The sequence below is a fragment of the Chitinophaga agrisoli genome (assembly GCF_008386695.1).
Taxonomy (GTDB): domain Bacteria; phylum Bacteroidota; class Bacteroidia; order Chitinophagales; family Chitinophagaceae; genus Chitinophaga; species Chitinophaga agrisoli.
In genome coordinates this window covers 154,184-170,585 of sequence record NZ_VUOC01000004.1, presented here as the reverse complement: position 1 = coordinate 170,585, position 16,402 = coordinate 154,184, and the positions used below count along the sequence as shown (strand labels likewise).

At 50.7% G+C, this 16,402-nt stretch carries 16 protein-coding genes; 11 read left to right on the top strand and 5 right to left on the bottom strand.

Annotated elements, in window-relative coordinates; all coding sequences use genetic code 11:
* Nucleotides 1-69: 69 nt before the first annotated feature.
* The 5 genes from F0L74_RS20020 (at nt 70) to F0L74_RS20000 (ending at nt 4,545) form a co-directional block, all read left to right on the top strand.
* Nucleotides 70-678 carry an RNA polymerase sigma factor gene (locus F0L74_RS20020; RefSeq protein WP_188316083.1) on the top strand — a complete coding sequence of 203 codons (609 nt, stop codon included), beginning with the start codon at nt 70-72 and terminating at the stop codon, nt 676-678.
* On the top strand, nt 675-2,528 hold the full coding sequence (locus tag F0L74_RS20015) for a TrbL/VirB6 family protein (RefSeq protein WP_149839692.1): 1,854 nt from the start codon (nt 675-677) through the stop codon (nt 2,526-2,528). The genes F0L74_RS20020 and F0L74_RS20015 overlap by 4 nt, the downstream gene beginning before the upstream one ends.
* A 74-nt stretch (nt 2,529-2,602) precedes the next feature.
* The gene (locus F0L74_RS20010) at nt 2,603-2,953 is read left to right on the top strand and encodes a hypothetical protein (RefSeq protein WP_149839691.1); all 351 of its coding nucleotides are present in this window, start codon (nt 2,603-2,605) and stop codon (nt 2,951-2,953) included.
* Nucleotides 2,954-3,002: 49 nt separating this feature from the next.
* A complete protein-coding gene (locus F0L74_RS20005; RefSeq protein WP_149839690.1) occupies nt 3,003-3,692 on the top strand; it encodes a class I SAM-dependent methyltransferase in 690 nt (229 codons plus the stop codon).
* A gap of 157 nt (nt 3,693-3,849) precedes the next feature.
* The gene (locus F0L74_RS20000; protein WP_149839689.1) at nt 3,850-4,545 is read left to right on the top strand and encodes a class I SAM-dependent methyltransferase; all 696 of its coding nucleotides are present in this window, start codon (nt 3,850-3,852) and stop codon (nt 4,543-4,545) included.
* Between the two features lie 139 nt (nt 4,546-4,684).
* Here F0L74_RS20000 and F0L74_RS19995 read toward each other — a convergent pair whose 3' ends face one another.
* Nucleotides 4,685-5,326 carry a MarR family winged helix-turn-helix transcriptional regulator gene (locus F0L74_RS19995; RefSeq protein ID WP_149839688.1) on the bottom strand — a complete coding sequence of 214 codons (642 nt, stop codon included), beginning with the start codon at nt 5,324-5,326 and terminating at the stop codon, nt 4,685-4,687.
* Nucleotides 5,327-5,649: 323 nt separating this feature from the next.
* On the opposite strand from F0L74_RS19995, the gene F0L74_RS19990 reads away from it, so the two are divergent.
* A complete protein-coding gene (locus F0L74_RS19990) occupies nt 5,650-6,123 on the top strand; it encodes a hypothetical protein (protein WP_149839687.1) in 474 nt (157 codons plus the stop codon).
* Nucleotides 6,124-6,211: 88 nt separating this feature from the next.
* Here F0L74_RS19990 and F0L74_RS19985 read toward each other — a convergent pair whose 3' ends face one another.
* From F0L74_RS19985 to F0L74_RS19975, 3 genes are all read right to left on the bottom strand, one after another.
* Nucleotides 6,212-6,406, bottom strand: coding sequence for a hypothetical protein (locus F0L74_RS19985; protein WP_149839686.1), 195 nt, complete (start codon nt 6,404-6,406; stop codon nt 6,212-6,214).
* Between the two features lie 176 nt (nt 6,407-6,582).
* The gene (locus F0L74_RS19980; RefSeq protein ID WP_149839685.1) at nt 6,583-8,541 is read right to left on the bottom strand and encodes a M1 family metallopeptidase; all 1,959 of its coding nucleotides are present in this window, start codon (nt 8,539-8,541) and stop codon (nt 6,583-6,585) included.
* Nucleotides 8,542-8,737: 196 nt separating this feature from the next.
* Nucleotides 8,738-9,238: an FUSC family protein gene (locus F0L74_RS19975; RefSeq protein ID WP_149839684.1), complete on the bottom strand. Its 501-nt coding sequence runs from the start codon at nt 9,236-9,238 to the stop codon at nt 8,738-8,740.
* A gap of 88 nt (nt 9,239-9,326) precedes the next feature.
* On the opposite strand from F0L74_RS19975, the gene F0L74_RS19970 reads away from it, so the two are divergent.
* Together F0L74_RS19970 and F0L74_RS19965 are read left to right on the top strand one after the other, a co-directional pair.
* Complete coding sequence (locus tag F0L74_RS19970; protein ID WP_149839683.1) at nt 9,327-10,724, top strand: serine hydrolase; 1,398 nt, start codon at nt 9,327-9,329, stop codon at nt 10,722-10,724.
* Nucleotides 10,725-10,992: 268 nt separating this feature from the next.
* A complete protein-coding gene (locus F0L74_RS19965; RefSeq protein WP_149839682.1) occupies nt 10,993-12,351 on the top strand; it encodes an esterase/lipase family protein in 1,359 nt (452 codons plus the stop codon).
* A gap of 288 nt (nt 12,352-12,639) precedes the next feature.
* Here F0L74_RS19965 and F0L74_RS33335 read toward each other — a convergent pair whose 3' ends face one another.
* Nucleotides 12,640-12,816: a hypothetical protein gene (locus F0L74_RS33335; RefSeq protein ID WP_188316082.1), complete on the bottom strand. Its 177-nt coding sequence runs from the start codon at nt 12,814-12,816 to the stop codon at nt 12,640-12,642.
* Nucleotides 12,817-13,105: 289 nt separating this feature from the next.
* Between F0L74_RS33335 and F0L74_RS19960 the strand changes: the two genes are divergently transcribed.
* From F0L74_RS19960 to F0L74_RS19950, 3 genes are read left to right on the top strand one after another with little or no spacing between them, the layout of a single operon-like run.
* Entirely contained in the window at nt 13,106-13,576 is a 471-nt protein-coding gene (locus F0L74_RS19960; RefSeq protein ID WP_149839681.1) for a (2Fe-2S)-binding protein, read from the top strand.
* Between the two features lie 8 nt (nt 13,577-13,584).
* The gene (locus tag F0L74_RS19955) at nt 13,585-15,750 is read left to right on the top strand and encodes a xanthine dehydrogenase family protein molybdopterin-binding subunit (protein ID WP_213087036.1); all 2,166 of its coding nucleotides are present in this window, start codon (nt 13,585-13,587) and stop codon (nt 15,748-15,750) included.
* 3 nt (nt 15,751-15,753) lie between these two features.
* Nucleotides 15,754-16,389, top strand: coding sequence for a hypothetical protein (locus F0L74_RS19950; protein WP_149839679.1), 636 nt, complete (start codon nt 15,754-15,756; stop codon nt 16,387-16,389).
* Nucleotides 16,390-16,402: the final 13 nt, after the last annotated feature.

Below are 16,402 nucleotides of genomic sequence, written 5' to 3'. Positions count from 1 at the left end.
TTGTAAGATGTCAGAACCCTGTTGCCACCTTTTTGCAGTTCGCCTTATACGTCCTGTTTACTAATTAACTTGAAAACGCTGCTGATCAACTTATCCGCACATACGGCTGATTATCATGACGCCTGCGACAATCTGGACCAGATACTGGACGGCTGCCGCAGGAGCGACCGTTTGTGCCAGGAGAAGCTGTATTACCTATATTTTGACAGGATGTTGGGAGTAATACGCCGTTATACGACAGACCAGGACCAGGGTGTTGATATCCTGAACAACGGCTTTCTGCGGGCTTTCCAAAAAATAGCACAGTATCAGCATAGCGGCAGCTTTGAAGGCTGGTTACGCCGGATCATCGTACATGCTGTAGCAGACTATTTCCGGAGTGCGCAGGCACAGCAGAAAGAGCGTTCTGTAGCGGATGTGCCGGAGGACCTGGCCACTGTTCACGCAGATAACCGGCTGGAATATAAGGATCTGCTGCAGGCATTGGAATTATTACCGCCGACCACGAGAGTTGTTATCAATCTTTTTATTATAGACGGGTATTCCCATAAAGAAATTGCTACCATGCTGAACATCAGCACGGGTACTTCCAAATGGCATGTAGCCGAAGGAAAACGACTGTTGAAGGAACATGTGACCGCTCAGCAAAACGTCTTTAACAATAACAAGGCAGTATGATGGATGACAAGCATTTACATATTGAGCAATGGCTAAAAGACGCCGCGCAGCAATCCGCGCCGGATCCGACCGGTATGGATATGAAGCGGCAGGCCTGGTCAAAGATGTCTGGCTTGTTGGACGCATCTGCCGCAGCAGGAGCATCAGCTGCTTCGCCGGCCGCAGGGCCGGCGGCAGCGCCTGCCAGAACGATACTGCAGAAGGTATGGGCTGCTATGGGGCAGGCTACTGTAATAGTGCCTACGGTAGCGGCAGCTGCGGTGATCTCTATTGTGGCAGGCGTGCTATTGTATCATAACATGGATGTACAAACGAAACAAAAACAGGGTGTTACGAATGAGCGCCAGGATAAAGGGAGCGGTGATTCAGCGACGGGCGGTGGGGCTGGGCCTGTGGCGGATTCCGGGGCGGGGATGGCTGGGAATGGGATGGCTGGGAATGTTGTAAGTGACTCATCTTCAGGAGGTAGAGAGGGAATAACTAAAGGGGCGTTGAATGGTATTGGCGCAGCAGGATGGCCTGGCGCGAGTGAAAGTAACGGGGTTGGTAATAGTGCGGCGAATGCAGCGCCAGGGCGCGGAGAAGATGCTGCGGCAAAAGAGGCAGCGGGGAATAATGCGGGACATGTAATAGCAGGTAATGACCGGCAGCTATCGAACTCGTCTCTAAATGCAGGTAATAAATTATTGTCGCCGTCAAATCAGGCGGTTACACCGGCAGTGGATAACAAGGGGCGTGCAGGAAGATCCGGAAATAACGCCGGCGCTGGTGCAAAGCAACCGGGGGCCGGAGTAAATGTGCCGAATAGCAATAACAGGGGCACGGGAGCAAATAATAGAGGTACTAAGCCGTTCTCTGTGGCTGGTCATGCTGATGCAACAGGGCAGCGGGGTGAGGCGCCGTCATCTGTGGCCAATAGTAACGGCGATAAACATTCAGCAGTAAAAAATAATCGTGAGCCCGAAAGAGGAGATAAACCTGCCAACAGCAGCCTGACCCGGGATAATGATGGTCTTACCGCCCTACGAGCCGGTTTCCGGCCGCTGCGCCCGAATAATCCTTTTATCGTGGAAAAGCCGGTACTCTCATCCGGCAGCCGCGGCCAGCATATTCCTTATTCCTCATTACCCCCTGCAAAACGGGCCTGGCAGGCAGATGGCAGCCGCTGGGCCATGCAGGCGGGGGTATTATTACCGGTGTCAGGCATGGCTGGCGCCAGCGCGGGCAGCGCGCTGGGGATCCGGTTGGGCGCTTTGTATAACCTGCCGCTGTGGCGTAATATTTACCTGCAGCCTTCCATCGGACTGGGCTATATAACAGGATACGATAAACGGTTTACCCATATGGGCACCGGACGGGACGAGGTAAGGGATTCCGTATTTGTAATAGACAGCATCACCACGCCTTATACGCTTAAAAAAGCGTTTGTGGGCAATGCGGGTATTAACCTTAATTATACAAAAGGCCGTTGGTCTGTTGGAACGGGCATTACGTTCAGCTTTGTGCTTCCTTCGGGCGTTCAGGATACGTCTACCCATCACCAGGAAACATTTAGAGATACCAGTGGGCAACTGGGCCCTGTTACACCGGCAACTTTTAATAAAAGTAAATTGCCGGGCCTGCGTTCCCTGGGCTGGAACCTGGATGCGGCCTATTATGTGCTGCCGCGGTTACAGGTAGGTATCAACTATAAACTGTTCTTCCTGCAACCCGGTATTGATCCCTCGTTCAGCAATGTGCCGGACCATCTCCTTGGGCCTGATGATGACAAGAATAAATACCGCGGTACTACACGTATACTGGATAAAAGTATGCTGGAATTCTACATCCGGATACCGCTGGGCAGATAGGGAATAAATTTACGACGGCACCCAACCTTTTGATCACGGAATGCTGTCTTATAAAGTATAAACCCTATTTGACCATGAACAGACTACATCTTTTGCTACTGCTCGTAGCCACCTTTATTGTAACGGCCACTGCCTGCCGGAAAAATATAATAGGCAGACCGGTATTCCTGGATTCGCTGCATGACAGCACCCATGACAGCGTGCACTTGCCGCCGCATGATACGATACCTCATGATACCGTGCCCCGTGACACGTTGCCACATGACACTGCAACGCATCCGCCGCACGATACCTTCCCGGTACCACCGCATGATACGTTCCCTCAGCCGCCACACGACACGTTCCCACATTATCCGCATGATACTTTCCCCAACCCGCCGGTGGACAGTTCTCATCACGGGGATACGCTGCACAGGAGGCGATAGGCAATACTGAAAAACAGCCTTATCTTTAGTACCATACCTACAAAACGTTATGATACTAAACAGAAGCATTATCATTCAGCGCCTCATCAACAAGTTTGATTTTAAGACCTATCTGGAGATAGGAGTAGACGCCGGGAAAAACTTCTTTCCCATTAAAGCAGACAGGAAAATAGCGGTGGACCCGGGTTTCAGGTTTGGCTGGCTGAAAAAGCTGGTAAAGGCCATCCGGTATCCCCAGAATTTCAGGGCTGCTTATTATAAAATGGAAAGTGACCGGTTTTTTGAAACAGCAGCGGCTAAGGCCTTGCATAACAAGCCCCTGGACCTTTGCCTGGTGGATGGCATGCATGAATATGCTTTTGCATTGAGGGATGTAGAGAACAGCCTGCAGCACCTTTCAGACGGTGGCGTGATCATTATGCATGATTGCAACCCGCTGTCAAAAGAAGCCAGTTATTCCTGGGAACAGTGGCAAACGGACAAGTGCGCAGGGTTCTGGAACGGGGATGTATGGAAGGTGATCCTGCATCTGAGAAGTACCCGGCAGGATATCAATGTATTCGTGCTGGATTGTGATCATGGGCTGGGCATTATTACAAAAGGGAAGCAGGAAAAGCCCCTGTCCTTTAGCCCGGCACAGATCGCGCAAATGAGTTATGACGAACTGGCCGCTAACCGTGAGGCGTGGTTGAATCTGAAGCCGGCGGCCTATGTCTATCATTATTTTAGCCTTGAATAATAGCAAGTAATACGAAGCGGCGGCCTTGACATTCCTGTCAGGGCCCTTTTTTTGCCTATACGCAGACTTTCTGAAAAAAAATGCCGTTTATTTAAGCGGAGCATGCTGTTAAATATTAAAACAAAAATATATCTTTAGGCTTTACCTGAAAACCATTATGACACAAAACCTTGATAGGAGCATTATCGCTCAGTGGCTTATCGACAATTACGGCTTTAACACTTATATGGAAATAGGGGTGGAGCACGGACATATCTTTTTTCCAGTTAAAGCAAAACGGAAGATAGCGGTAGACCCGATCTTCCGGTTTAACTGGAGACAAAAGCTAAAGATGGCGTTTAAGTACCCGCAGAATTTTAACGCATCGTATTTTCAAAAGGAAAGCGACCGTTTCTTTGCAAAATATGTGACCAAGGCGCTGCGCGGCAAGCCCCTGGATATCTGCCTGGTGGACGGCATGCATGAGTATGCATTTGCCCTGCGGGATGTAGAAAACTGCCTGCAATACATGCCGGATAACGGCGTGATCATTATGCACGATTGCAATCCCAAGAGCCGCGAGGCCAGCTATACCTGGAAGGAATACCGGGACAATAATTACAGCGGCGATTGGAACGGGGATGTGTGGAAGACCATTATGCACCTGAGAAGCACCCGTCAGGATATCAATGTGTTTGTGCTGGATTGTGATCATGGCCTGGGTATCATCACCAAAGGCAAACAGGAAAAACCGCTGTCCTTTACCCCGGCGCAGATAGAACAGCTTACTTATGAGGAATTTGCCGCTAACCGGCAGGAGTGGTTAAATATGAAGCCGGAAAGTTATTTCCACGAGTATTTTAAGGTTAAATGATCCAGATCAATATAGAAGAGGGCCTTGACATTTTTGTTGAGGCCCTTTTTTTTGTCAGTTACTGGAGTTTGAATACAATCAAGACGCTGGAAAGGTTAGCAATCAGCAGCTATTATAACTGTGCGCAGGATATTAATATTCAGGTCGAAGACATGACGCTGGTGTAGATCTCATCAAAGGACTGGCCTTTATCTGCGGGCCAGCGCTCAGAAAAGCGGATCTCTATATCCATCAGCAGCTGGATGCACAGCAACACTTCCTCCGTATCCATTCTGTTTAACATCATGGTCACCAGCTGTTCCATCCGCTTTAAGCAACGCTGCAATACTTTCTCTCCTTTGGCCGTGATCTTCACCCGTTTAGAGCGGCGATCCGCTATGTCTGCCACCTCGGAAATATAACCATTATCCCGCAGGCGGTTCAGCACATCCGTACCGGTGGACATTTCATAAATAGTAGCATAGATCACCTCTGATTTACGCGGATGTTGCAGCTGTACAATGGCCAGCAGCAGGGCAAACTCTTCCAGCTGGTTTACGCCGGTATCATCCAGCGCTATACGGGAGTACATGGCGTGTAAACGCATTACGCGTCCCATGATCTTCATAAGCATAGCCTCTGGCTTAAAGGGCTGTATACCCCCGGTAAGCTTTTGCAGATCCGGCGGGTGCTGTTGTTTTTGCTGTATGAGGTGATAGCGGCAAAAATCCTCTATGCTTCCATCCGGATGTTTTTCCTCATAGGCGGCCCATGCATTTACCAGTTGTACGGTCTTATTCATAATACTACGGATATAGAGCAAAGTAGAAAAAAATATTCCGGAAATCCTATTAAATATAACGGATGTGTACTATATTTGTTCCAGATACTTCGGAAACGTAACAATCCGGTCTGTTTTACCTACCATCGCTGCACTTCATTTCAATTTTATTACTGATCAATTAAAGTCAGGACCATGAGCCCAGCCTTTGCCGATTTCCTACGGGAAATAAAGCTGTTCATACACCTGCCGTTAATGGCGCACCTATGCATCATCCGGCTGTTGTTCTTCATGCTGTATGGGAAGGGGCCACACATCCGCAGAAAGTTCTAAAACAGACACATATGGCAACAATTAACCTGTTCTCTTCGGGGATCTTCCTTCACATTACCGGTATTGCGCTGCTGGCCGGCGGTACGGTAGGCAGTTTTGTAACGTTACGTCAACTATGGAAATACCTGCCGGCTGATCAGCAGAAGGCTACAGTAGTGTTTAAGATCACTGCTGCTTACAGCTTGTTTTTCAGGATAGGAGGCGCGCTGATGCTGATCAGCGGGTTCATGCTCTTACGGGCTTTCCAGTTTGCGGTAAGCAAACAATCCTGGTTTGAGATCAAAATGGGGCTGATCGTATTGATGATCCTGAATATAACGCTCCTGGGCGCGCCGGGTACCAAACGATTAGGGGTTTTGCTGGAATCGCCTACGGCGGATATGCTGCAGCTGTCTTCGGCAAAACGGCGGATGGATCTGTTCTATATCCTGCAGGTGGCGATCCTGTTGCTGATCTTTGTGCTGGGCGTGTTCAAGTTTCAATAATGCCTATATAAAATAATAAAAGAACCTGCCAGGGAGATGATACCCAGCAGGTTCTTTAGTGTATTGAGCCCGGTTTGGAATCTTGCAACTATCGTCTCAGTTTCGCAATACTGTCCATTGAAGCCTGGATATCTATCAACCGGGCATGAACGGCTCCCAATTGCAATTTTTCTGCCTCTGCTTTAGCGTCAAGGCCTTCGGACAGATAGCCACCTATCCTTTCATTTATATTGTTAGCGCTATCCTTCAATGATTTTTGTTCACTTAAAAGGTTTGTCTGCATGTTATTACGATTGCAGGCACAGGCGAATACTATGAGCAGGCATAAGATGGCTGAATATCTCATTTGAAGTTTTATTTGAAGTTGGGAAAATAGAATCTATATTTCATGTAAAGTAATAAATAACAGCTTATTCAGCGGTTACTTTTCCTTCTTTGCTTCCGGTTACCTGACATGGTTTATTTCGCTTTCCAGGTGTTATTCGCACGGTTGACATCCGGCAGGACGCTCCGGGGGTCCACTACCACTTCGCTTAATGCAGCGGTGGTCTCTACGTGGAAAGTCCAGGTACCGCCGCGCTGCCATACTTCTACCGGTAGCTTCACCGTATCTGCATGTCCGTTAACATCCTTTATGGATACGGTTACGGGCATTACCATCTGCTCCAGGTTCTCAATAGTCACCAGGGCGCCTTTGGCGGGATTGTTATCTGAGTACTTCACGTCTTTTACGGATTGGTCCAGTTTCCAGGTGTTCAGGAACCAGCCACGCCAGAACCAGCTGAGGTCTTCGCCAGATACATTTTCCATGGTGCGGAAGAAATCCCAGGGCGTAGGGTGTTTAAATGCCCAGCGGTGAATGTAGGCCTGGAATGCTTCATCAAACCTTTCGGGGCCTAAGACCTCATCCCGCAACAGGGCTAAGGCCAGACCGGGTTTGAAATAGGCCATATTGCCCAGTTGGGACGCCTGTATCACATCCGGGGTATTCATGATACCATCTGTGTTGGGAGCAAACAGGCCGGGGCCGGTTTTGCCCACATCGCGGGCACGGTAGTACTCGCCGTTATTGAAAGATTGGGTGGAGATATCGTTGATAAAAGTATTAAAGCCCTCGTCCATCCAGGCGTATTTGCGCTCATTGGAGCCTACGATCATGGGGAACCAGTTATGGCCAAACTCGTGATTGGTGACGCCCCATAAACCGGCACGTGTGCTGCGGGCAGAGCAAAATACGATACCTGGATATTCCATACCGCCTACTATGCCCGCTACGTTGGTAGCCACGGGGTAGGTGTAGGGATACCATTTATCAGAATACAATTCTATACAGCCTTTTACGTATTCAGTAGAACGGCCCCAGGCATATGCCGCGGCTACCTCTGCCGGGTATACGGACTGCGCCAGGGCTTTTTTACCGCCGGGGAGATTAATACGCGCGGCATCCCAGATAAATGCCCGGGAGGCTGCCCAGGCTACATCGCGGGTATTCTTGCAGGAGAAACGCCAGGTAAGATTGTCCTTACCGGCATGCTCATGCCGGAGGATGGCCATGCTGTCCTTAACAGTGATGGTGCGGTCGCTGGTACGCGCTCTTTCCAGGTTGGCCAGCTGGTCTGCGGTGAGCACCTGCGCTTCATTTGTTAATGCGCCGGAGCCTACCACCACCAGATCTGCCGGGGCGGTTATGCTATAATCGATATTGCCATATTCCAGGTAAAATTCAGATGCGCCCAGGTAAGGGATGGTGTTCCAGCCCAATACATCATCATACACCGCCATGCGGGGATACCATTGCGCAATCTCATAGATCCAGCCATTGCGGGATGGGAGGCGGCCCATACGGTCCGTACCGTATTGCGGCACATTAAAAGCATAGTTGATCCTGATCTGTACTGCAGCGCCGGTCTTCAGCGCCTGTGGCAGCCGGATCTTCATCCGGGTATCGGTAATGCTGTAATCGGCCGCCTGTGTTTTGCCCCGCTGTACCAGTGTTACTGCGCTGATCTCATCGCCACCGGTGGCGCCCCGGTTTATAAAACGCCCGCCGCCATAGGGAGAGGCCGCTTCTGAGCGGGAGTCCTCACGGTAAATATTCTGATCCAGTTGCAGCCATAAGAATGATAAAGTATCCGGGCTGTTATTTGTATAGGTGATGGCTACGGAGCCGCTTACACGATGTTGGGCCGTATCCAGCGTAACGCTGATGGAATAGTCTGCCCGGTTCTGCCAATATTTAGGGCCGGGTGCACCGCCGGCGCTACGGTATTCATTACCATTCTGTGTATAAAACACCGGGTTGAAGGCCTGATGCTGGTCATAACCGCCGGTAGCAGCTGCGGCAGGCACCTGGGCATGGGCATATGATAAACCTGTTGCCAGAACCGCCGATAGTGCGAAGATTTTGTTGACTGTCATAAGCTGTAAGATCTCTGCGTTGTGTGCTGTGTTAGATATTCAGGTTGGTTTCCAGGATAAACCGGGTCATACACTGAAATTATAGATCAAGATAATTATTTCACCGGAAATATTACAGCAGTTGCGGGAAGGCCATGCTGTGAGGCTGTGGCTTCAAACCCGGACTGCGCAATGTTTTGTCAGGCCGGTAGTTTGTTCAGGCTTCATGTTGAACGGGTGTTTCTGCCGGGTGAGTGGTAAAGCGGGAGTGGAACAGGAAGGTGATGAGCAGGCCCAGTAAACAACCCGCCAGCACGGCTATGATCCTTTCCAGGGCGGTATCCCATACATAGCGCCCGGCCTCGTGCAGGGTAACGATGATGGTAGCGGCCAGTGCGGAGCGGGCGGAGGCTTCCAGCTTTAACAGCATACAGGCGGCTGCGGTAATAGCGATGCCGCCGCATACCATCACCACGGTAGTGGGGTGTATCACCAGCATCAGCAGTCCGGCGCCGGCGCCTACCAGGTTGGCCTTTATGCGGCTCACCGCCAGGACAACGGCGTCTGTGCCGTCCGGGGATAATACCAACATAACAGAGATCATACACCAGATATAATCCTTATAATGCAGCAGGGATGCCAGTAAAAATACCACCAGCGCGCCCGCTACACATTTGCTCATATAGATAAGGAGCCGTTTGATGTTCAGCTTTGTCATGCCGTAAATTACGAAACCGCGGTTAAACTGCGGCCTGCAACATACCCTGGAATTGCTGTATATTGCTATTGCAAAATCCCTGTCCTTTATGCGCACCCTTATGCTTCTTTTGCTGTTCCCTGTATTATTCAGCTGCCGTTCTTCTGCCCAGGATGCCGCAAAAATTGATCAGTTATTGGGTAAGTATTATGAGTACGGCCAGTTTAACGGCACGGTGCTGGTGGCAAAAGCAGGGAAGATCATCTTCAAAAAAGGCTATGGCTATGCCAATTTTGAATGGGATATCCTCAATACTACAGATACAAAATTCCGACTGGGGTCTATTACCAAACAATTTACAGCCATGCTCATCCTGCAGCTGGTGGAGAAAGGCAAGATACGGCTGGATGGGAAGGTGACGGATTACCTGCCGTATTATCCAAAAGATAATGGCGGTAAGATCACGGTATATCAATTGCTTACGCATACCGCAGGCGTTCCAAACTATACCGCTTTGCCGGAGTTCTTTTCCCGGTATGCCCGTAATGCCTATACGCCGCGGGAATTTATTCCGGTGTTTGCGGAGCTGCCATTGGAGTTCAGCCCAGGATCAAAGTATAAGTATTCTAACTCCGGCTATTTCATACTGGGCGCTATTATAGAAGCAGTAAGCGGCAAACCTTATGACGAAGTCTTACATGAAAATATACTGCGCCCGCTGCACATGAATAACACCGGTTATGATACAGCTGCCACCGTGATCAAAAAGCGGGCGGATGGTTATATGAAAAGACGCAATGGGTATGAGCATGCGGAATACCTGGATATGAGCCTGCCCTTTGCCGCCGGCGCCATGTACTCCACCGTGGAGGACCTGTACCTGTGGGACCAGGCTTTATATACTGAGCAGCTATTGAACAAAGACAGTAAACATACCTATTTTACGCCTTACCTGGATGGCTATGCCTGTGGCTGGGTGCGTAAGCCCATCAACCTGGGCAAAACTACGGATACGCTCAGCGCCATCTGGCATGGCGGTGGTATTAATGGTTTCGTGTCCCTGATCGTACGTATACCCGGCACTAAGGACCTGGTGGTGTTATTGAACAATACCGGCGGCACAGACCTGGAAGATATGGCCAGGGGCATACTGGGGATCCTGCATGATAAACCCTATGATCTGCCCATACATCCGGCGGTATTGCCCCCGGCAGTACAACAGCTGATAACCGCCTCCCAGGCAGATACCGCGGCCTACCGCACCTATGCGGGTAGTTATTTGCTGGGGCCGGGCGTGGTGATGACCATTACCGTAGAAGGAAGCCGCATCTATGAGCAGGTGACCGGCCAACGCCGTTATGAGATCTTCCCGCAATCGCCGGGTAAGTTCTTTATGCGGGTGGTGGATGCCCAGATCACATTTACCAGGGATGAGCAGGGAAAGGTGGATGGCCTGGTGCTGCATCAGGGAGGCAGGGATGTACCCGGGAAGCGGGTTACGCCGTAATGGTGAGCGATCAACCTGCATAATATTGTTACCCGGCCTACCGGTGCGGCGTTTCATCGCGCTATATCATTGTTGTTAAGATGGTAATTCTTATATCATATTGATATATTATCACGCATTATAATCCCCTTCATTAACATCTTATTAGCTTTTGACGGTTATTTAAATTCTATTATTGCCCCGTTCCGTTATGTTATGATATGAACCCAGCAATTGCCATAAGGCAAGCATTGTAAAACCAAATTCCAAAATCATCCTTAACATGTTCATGAAAAACCTTTATGTAACGCTTGTTGCTACTATGCTGTTACTGCTGGCCGTTTCCTGCAAGAAGGAGACAGCAGCGCCCCAGGAAAACGCCCAGCCATCCGGTCAACAGGAGGCGGTTGCAGACGAGCCCATTACCCCGTTAGACAAAATTATTCCATTACCTGCCGGCGGTCATGCCAGCGCACGTACTGCTTCCGGCGAACGGATCCCCATTATTATGGTGCACGGCCTGGGCGGGATAGGCCCGGACGATATGCTGGGCCTTTATCATTACTGGGGCGGGATAGACGATATCCCCAAATATCTTACCGCTAATGGCTACCCGGCCTTTGCGGCCAAGGTAGGGCCTGTAAGCAGTAATTATGACCGTGCGGTAGAGCTGTATTATTATATAAAGGGCGGTTATGTGGACTATGGTAAATTCCACAGCGCTAAATATGGTCACGCGCAAAAGAAGGCGAAATATTATCCGGGCATCTATCCGCAGTGGGATGCCCAGCATCCTGTACATCTGCTGGGACATAGCATGGGTGGTATCACTGTGCGCAAGCTGGTGACCCTGCTCGAGAAAGGGGATGCGCTGGAGCAACAGGACCCTGCACATGCTGGTCTTTTTAATGGTGATAAGACCGGTTGGGTAAAGTCTGTTACTTCTATCAGTACCCCGCATAACGGCGCTACGCTTAGTTATATATTATTGAGCGGGTATATTCCGTTCGTACGGCAGTTCATTACCGCGGCAGCTGCGCTGGCCGGCGGTTTTTCCGGCGTAGATAATATCTATGATTTTTCCCTGGAACAGTGGGGACTGGAACGGCAGCCGGGTGAGAGCTTCGGCTCCTATGCCAACCGGGTGGCGGCTAATTCCGCGCTGGCTACCACGGAGGATTATTCCGGTCATGATGTTACGCCGGAAGCGCTGCTGGATCCGGCTAAAAAAGATCCGGACTCCAAAAGTGTGTACTATTTTTCTTTTACTACCAAAGCTTCTATGCGCGGGTTGCTGACTGGTTGGGAATATCCCCGGCTGGATATGTTCCCTATATTGATGCCGGTGGCGTATCCTACGCCTATCCTGATGGGTATTGGTAACTATACCCGTAAACAGCCGGGTAAGATCATCATTGATTCCAAGTGGTGGCCTAATGATGGCGCAGCTAATACTTATGGTATGAGCGGGCCGGAAGGTAGTATTATCCGCGAATATAATGCGGCGCGGGCGTTGGAGAAAGGCGTGTGGAATCATATGGGGGTATATAACGGCTATGATCATTTCGATATCATCGGTATTGGGTATCTGCCTTCTGTAAGGCCGTTCTATAGTAATATTGCAAAATTGCTGGCTGGTATAGAGTAGATAACGTATAAGGTAGAACGGAGCAAAACGGATCAGTGGTTAATTGTTGGCGTCTTTTGGTGGGCGCTGATGGTTAACCACTGGTTGTTTTAATGCTGGCAGATAGGATATATGTTAGGCTGCGTTGGTGAGCGCGTTGTGTTATTCAAGGGGGGGATGCCATCCCAGGTATGCTGGTGAGCGCGTTGTGTTATCCATGCCAGGCAGATGCAAAACGGCCTGCGCCCGCCGCGGGTTGGTCGCTTAGCAGGTAGGATGCAGTCCAGATTTGCCGGTGAGCGCGTTGTGTTATCCATGCCAGGCAGATGCAAAACGGCCTGCGCCCGCCGCGGGTTGGTTGCTTAGCAGGTAGGCTGCAGCAGCCGCGCCGGCCAAGGGCCGTTTTACATGCTGCCTGGCAAGGCGGTATACCGTAGTGGATATACCCGTTAATAAGAGTAGGCCGTTTTGCTTTGCTAACGGCATGCCGTTGTCTTTGCTGTATTAGGAACCTGATAACCGTTGTTTACTTGGTGACATAACGAGTAGCTGGTATTTTTCAGGAATATTCTTATAAAGTTATCTATTGTAAAGGATTAGCGACTACTTATCAACTAATCAAATTGATCACTTCCCTTTAAGAAATATTTGAATTTCATCATTTTTCCTTTGAATTTCGATAGTTCTTAATGTTATCATGAACTATCTTTAACGTGCCTTTGTTTACATGTAAGGTAGTATTGGTCAAATCTTATAAGGAAAAAGCAAGTACATTATGATTAAGCTCACTATTAACCAAAAGGAGCATACCGTAGACGCCAGTCCGGATATGCCGCTGCTTTGGGTTTTACGCGATATAGTCGGGTTAACGGGCACCAAGTTTGGTTGTGGTATGGCGCAATGCGGCGCCTGTACCGTACATCTGAATGGGGAGGCGGTGCGCTCCTGTGTAACGTTGTTGTCCCGGGCGGCTGGGCAGCAGATCGTGACTATTGAAGGATTATCTCCCGATAGTACCCATCCCCTGCAACGCGCCTGGTTAGAGGAAGATGTGCCGCAATGCGGTTATTGCCAGTCTGGCCAGATCATGTCTGCCGCTGTATTGCTGCGCGAAAACCCCCATCCCTCAGATGCGGACATTGACGACGCCATGAGTGGTAACATCTGCCGCTGCGGTACTTATCCGCGCATCCGTAAAGCCATTCACCTGGCAGCAAAATTACAACAGGAAGGAGGTAACAAATGAGCAATGAAATGACTACCAGCCGCCGCGGCTTTCTTAAGACGGGCGCTATGCTGGGCGGCAGTCTGATCGTTTCCTTTGTGGTACCCGGCGCTAAACGCCTGGCTGCCATGGGACTACCGGGAACAGATGGCGCAGCCGCCGCAGTTTTTACGCCTAATGCCTACTTAAGTATAGGCGCTGACGATAGTATACAGGTATGGCTGGCGCACGTAGAAATGGGCCAGGGTATCTGGACCACCCTTACCATGCTGATAGCAGAAGAGCTGGATGCTGACTGGGAAAAGATCAAGATCGTACATGCGCCTCCGGGACAGCCGTATGTGCACACCGTATACGGCTTACAGATCACCGGCGGTTCCAGTACCACCTGGTCTGAGTTTGACCGTTACCGCCAGGCCGGCGCTACGGCGCGGACACTGCTGGTAGACGCTGCGGCTAAAAAGTTTGGCGTGAGCCCGGCTGACTGCCGTACGGAGAACGGCATGGTGATAGCCGGCGACAAAAAAGCCCGCTATGGCGAGTTGGCTGCTGCTGCCGCCGCATTGCCGCCGCTTACGGAACCGGTGCAACTTCGGCCGCCTTCGGAATGGAAATATATTGGCAAAGGCGTAAAACGCCTGGATGCTCCCGTGAAAGTGAATGGCCAGGCCAAATTTGGTATGGACATGCAGTTTCCCGGTTTGCTTACCGCTGTAGTAGCACACCCGCCGGTATATGGCAGCAAAGTAAAATCCTTTGATGATAGCAAGGCCCGCCAGATACAGGGGGTGCGCAATGTAGTACAGATCCCTACCGGCGTAGCGGTGATAGCAGATAATTTCTGGGCGGCTAAAAAGGGCCGCGCTGCCCTGCAGGTAAGCTGGGAAACCGGGCCTAATGTGAATATAGATAGTAAAGCGCAGCTGCAGGAATTCAAAAAGCTGGCAGCTACCAAGGGCGAAAAGGCAGCGGAGAAAGGCGATGCAGCCAGCGGCCTTTCCAAAGCCAGCAAGGTATTGGAAGCGGAATTCACTTTCCCTTACCTGGCGCATACGCCTATGGAGCCGCAGAATGTAACGGTGAAGGTGGAGAACGGCAAATGCGAGATCTGGACAGGTACCCAAATGCCCGGCAACGATCAGCAGGTAGCCGCTAAGATACTGGGCTTTAACCCGGAACAAGTAAGTGTGCACACTACTTTCCTGGGTGGCGGTTTTGGCAGAAGGGCCAATTTTGCCTCCGATTTTGTAGCTGAAGCGGTGAACATTGCCAAAGCCAGCGGTCAGTTCATTAAAATGGTCTGGACCCGGGAAGATGATATACATGGCGCTTATTACCGCCCATCCTTTGTGCATAATGTCCGCGTAGGCGTTGATGGCGAAGGTAAGCCTGTAGCGTGGTTACATAATATTGCGGGACAGTCTATTATGGCCGGCACCCCGTTTGAGCCAAAGGAAGGAGTGGACGGCTCTTCTGTAGAAGGCGTGAATGACTCGCCCTACCTGGCCGCTATCCCGGATCATTGGGTAGGATTACACTCGCCCAGACTACAGCTGCCCGTTTTATGGTACCGTTCTGTGGGGCATACCCATACGGCTATGGCCATGGAAGGGATGATAGATGAGCTGGCGCATAATGCCGGTAAAGATCCGGTGGAGTACCGCCGTATGCTGTTAAAGGATCATCCGCGTCACCTGGCGGCGTTGAACCTGGCCGCTGAAAAATCCGGCTGGGGACAACCGTTACCGGCGGGCCGTTTCCGCGGTGTAGCGGTGCATGAGTCTTTCCTGAGTTATGTAGCCCATGTGGTAGAGCTGTCTGTTGACGAACAGGGCGCCATTAAGATCCACAGAGTGGTATCCGCTGTGGACTGTGGCTTGGCAGTAAACCCGGACGGCGTGCGTGCCCAGATAGAAAGCGGCGTGAACTTTGGGATCTCCACCGCGCTTTATGGAGAGATCACCCTGGATAAAGGCGTAGTACGGCAAAGTAATTTCCATGATTACCGTATTGCCCGTATGAACGATACACCCACCACCATAGAGGTACATATTGTAAACAGCACCGACAAGATGGGCGGGGTAGGCGAGCCTGGCGTACCGCCGGTAGCCCCTGCCATTGCGAATGCCGTTTTTGCCGCCACCGGCAAACGCTTACGCGACCTGCCCTTCTGCAATACGAACCTGAAAGCATAGTTTATGGCAAAATTGAAAACGAACAAGATCATATACCTGCTGTTATCCGTAACGGCAGTTTCCGCAGTGGCCGTATCTTCCAGAACAGATGCCGCAGGTAATAAACAACCGGTCGTTTATCACGAACCGGCTGACGGTGTAGCAAAGGATAGCGTTGGCTCTAAAAAAGCTTTTATGGCGGCTTACCGCGTACTCATGCACCCGCGTTGTATGAACTGTCATCCCTCCGGGGAGGCGCCGCTGCAGGGCGATGACAGCCATGTACATACCATGGGCGTAAAACGCGGGCACGATGGCAAGGGGATGTATGCCCTTAAATGCTCCAACTGTCACCAACCACAAAATACGCCGGGATTGCATATGCCGCCGGGTAACCCTAACTGGCATTTGCCGCCTGCGGATATGAAGATGGTATTCCAGGGTAAATCGCCCCGGGAACTGGCCGCGCAGTTACTTAATCCTGAGCTGAATGGCCACAAGACCACGGCACAGCTGATAGCGCATGTTACATCAGACTCGCTGGTGCTGGGCGGATGGAACCCCGGCGATGGCCGTACGCTGCCGCCGCTGACGCATGCGGAGTTTGCAAAACAGTTTAAGGCATGGATAGACAAAGGCGCTTTCCTGCCCGATAAATAATCTTTACATTTGA

Excerpts from the sequence above, each read along its gene's own strand:
- F0L74_RS20015 (WP_149839692.1), top strand. The coding sequence starts at position 675 with ATGATGGATGACAAGCATTTACATATTGAGCAATGGCTAAAAGACGCC.
- F0L74_RS20010 (WP_149839691.1), top strand. The coding sequence starts at position 2,603 with ATGAACAGACTACATCTTTTGCTACTGCTCGTAGCCACCTTTATTGTA.
- F0L74_RS20005 (WP_149839690.1), top strand. The coding sequence starts at position 3,003 with ATGATACTAAACAGAAGCATTATCATTCAGCGCCTCATCAACAAGTTT.
- F0L74_RS20000 (WP_149839689.1), top strand. The coding sequence starts at position 3,850 with ATGACACAAAACCTTGATAGGAGCATTATCGCTCAGTGGCTTATCGAC.
- F0L74_RS19995 (WP_149839688.1), bottom strand. The coding sequence starts at position 5,326 with ATGAATAAGACCGTACAACTGGTAAATGCATGGGCCGCCTATGAGGAA.
- F0L74_RS19990 (WP_149839687.1), top strand. The coding sequence starts at position 5,650 with ATGGCAACAATTAACCTGTTCTCTTCGGGGATCTTCCTTCACATTACC.
- F0L74_RS19985 (WP_149839686.1), bottom strand. The coding sequence starts at position 6,406 with ATGCAGACAAACCTTTTAAGTGAACAAAAATCATTGAAGGATAGCGCT.
- F0L74_RS19980 (WP_149839685.1), bottom strand. The coding sequence starts at position 8,541 with ATGACAGTCAACAAAATCTTCGCACTATCGGCGGTTCTGGCAACAGGT.
- F0L74_RS19975 (WP_149839684.1), bottom strand. The coding sequence starts at position 9,238 with ATGACAAAGCTGAACATCAAACGGCTCCTTATCTATATGAGCAAATGT.
- F0L74_RS19970 (WP_149839683.1), top strand. The coding sequence starts at position 9,327 with ATGCGCACCCTTATGCTTCTTTTGCTGTTCCCTGTATTATTCAGCTGC.
- F0L74_RS19965 (WP_149839682.1), top strand. The coding sequence starts at position 10,993 with ATGAAAAACCTTTATGTAACGCTTGTTGCTACTATGCTGTTACTGCTG.
- F0L74_RS33335 (WP_188316082.1), bottom strand. The coding sequence starts at position 12,816 with ATGCCGTTAGCAAAGCAAAACGGCCTACTCTTATTAACGGGTATATCC.
- F0L74_RS19960 (WP_149839681.1), top strand. The coding sequence starts at position 13,106 with ATGATTAAGCTCACTATTAACCAAAAGGAGCATACCGTAGACGCCAGT.
- F0L74_RS19955 (WP_213087036.1), top strand. The coding sequence starts at position 13,585 with ATGACTACCAGCCGCCGCGGCTTTCTTAAGACGGGCGCTATGCTGGGC.
- F0L74_RS19950 (WP_149839679.1), top strand. The coding sequence starts at position 15,754 with ATGGCAAAATTGAAAACGAACAAGATCATATACCTGCTGTTATCCGTA.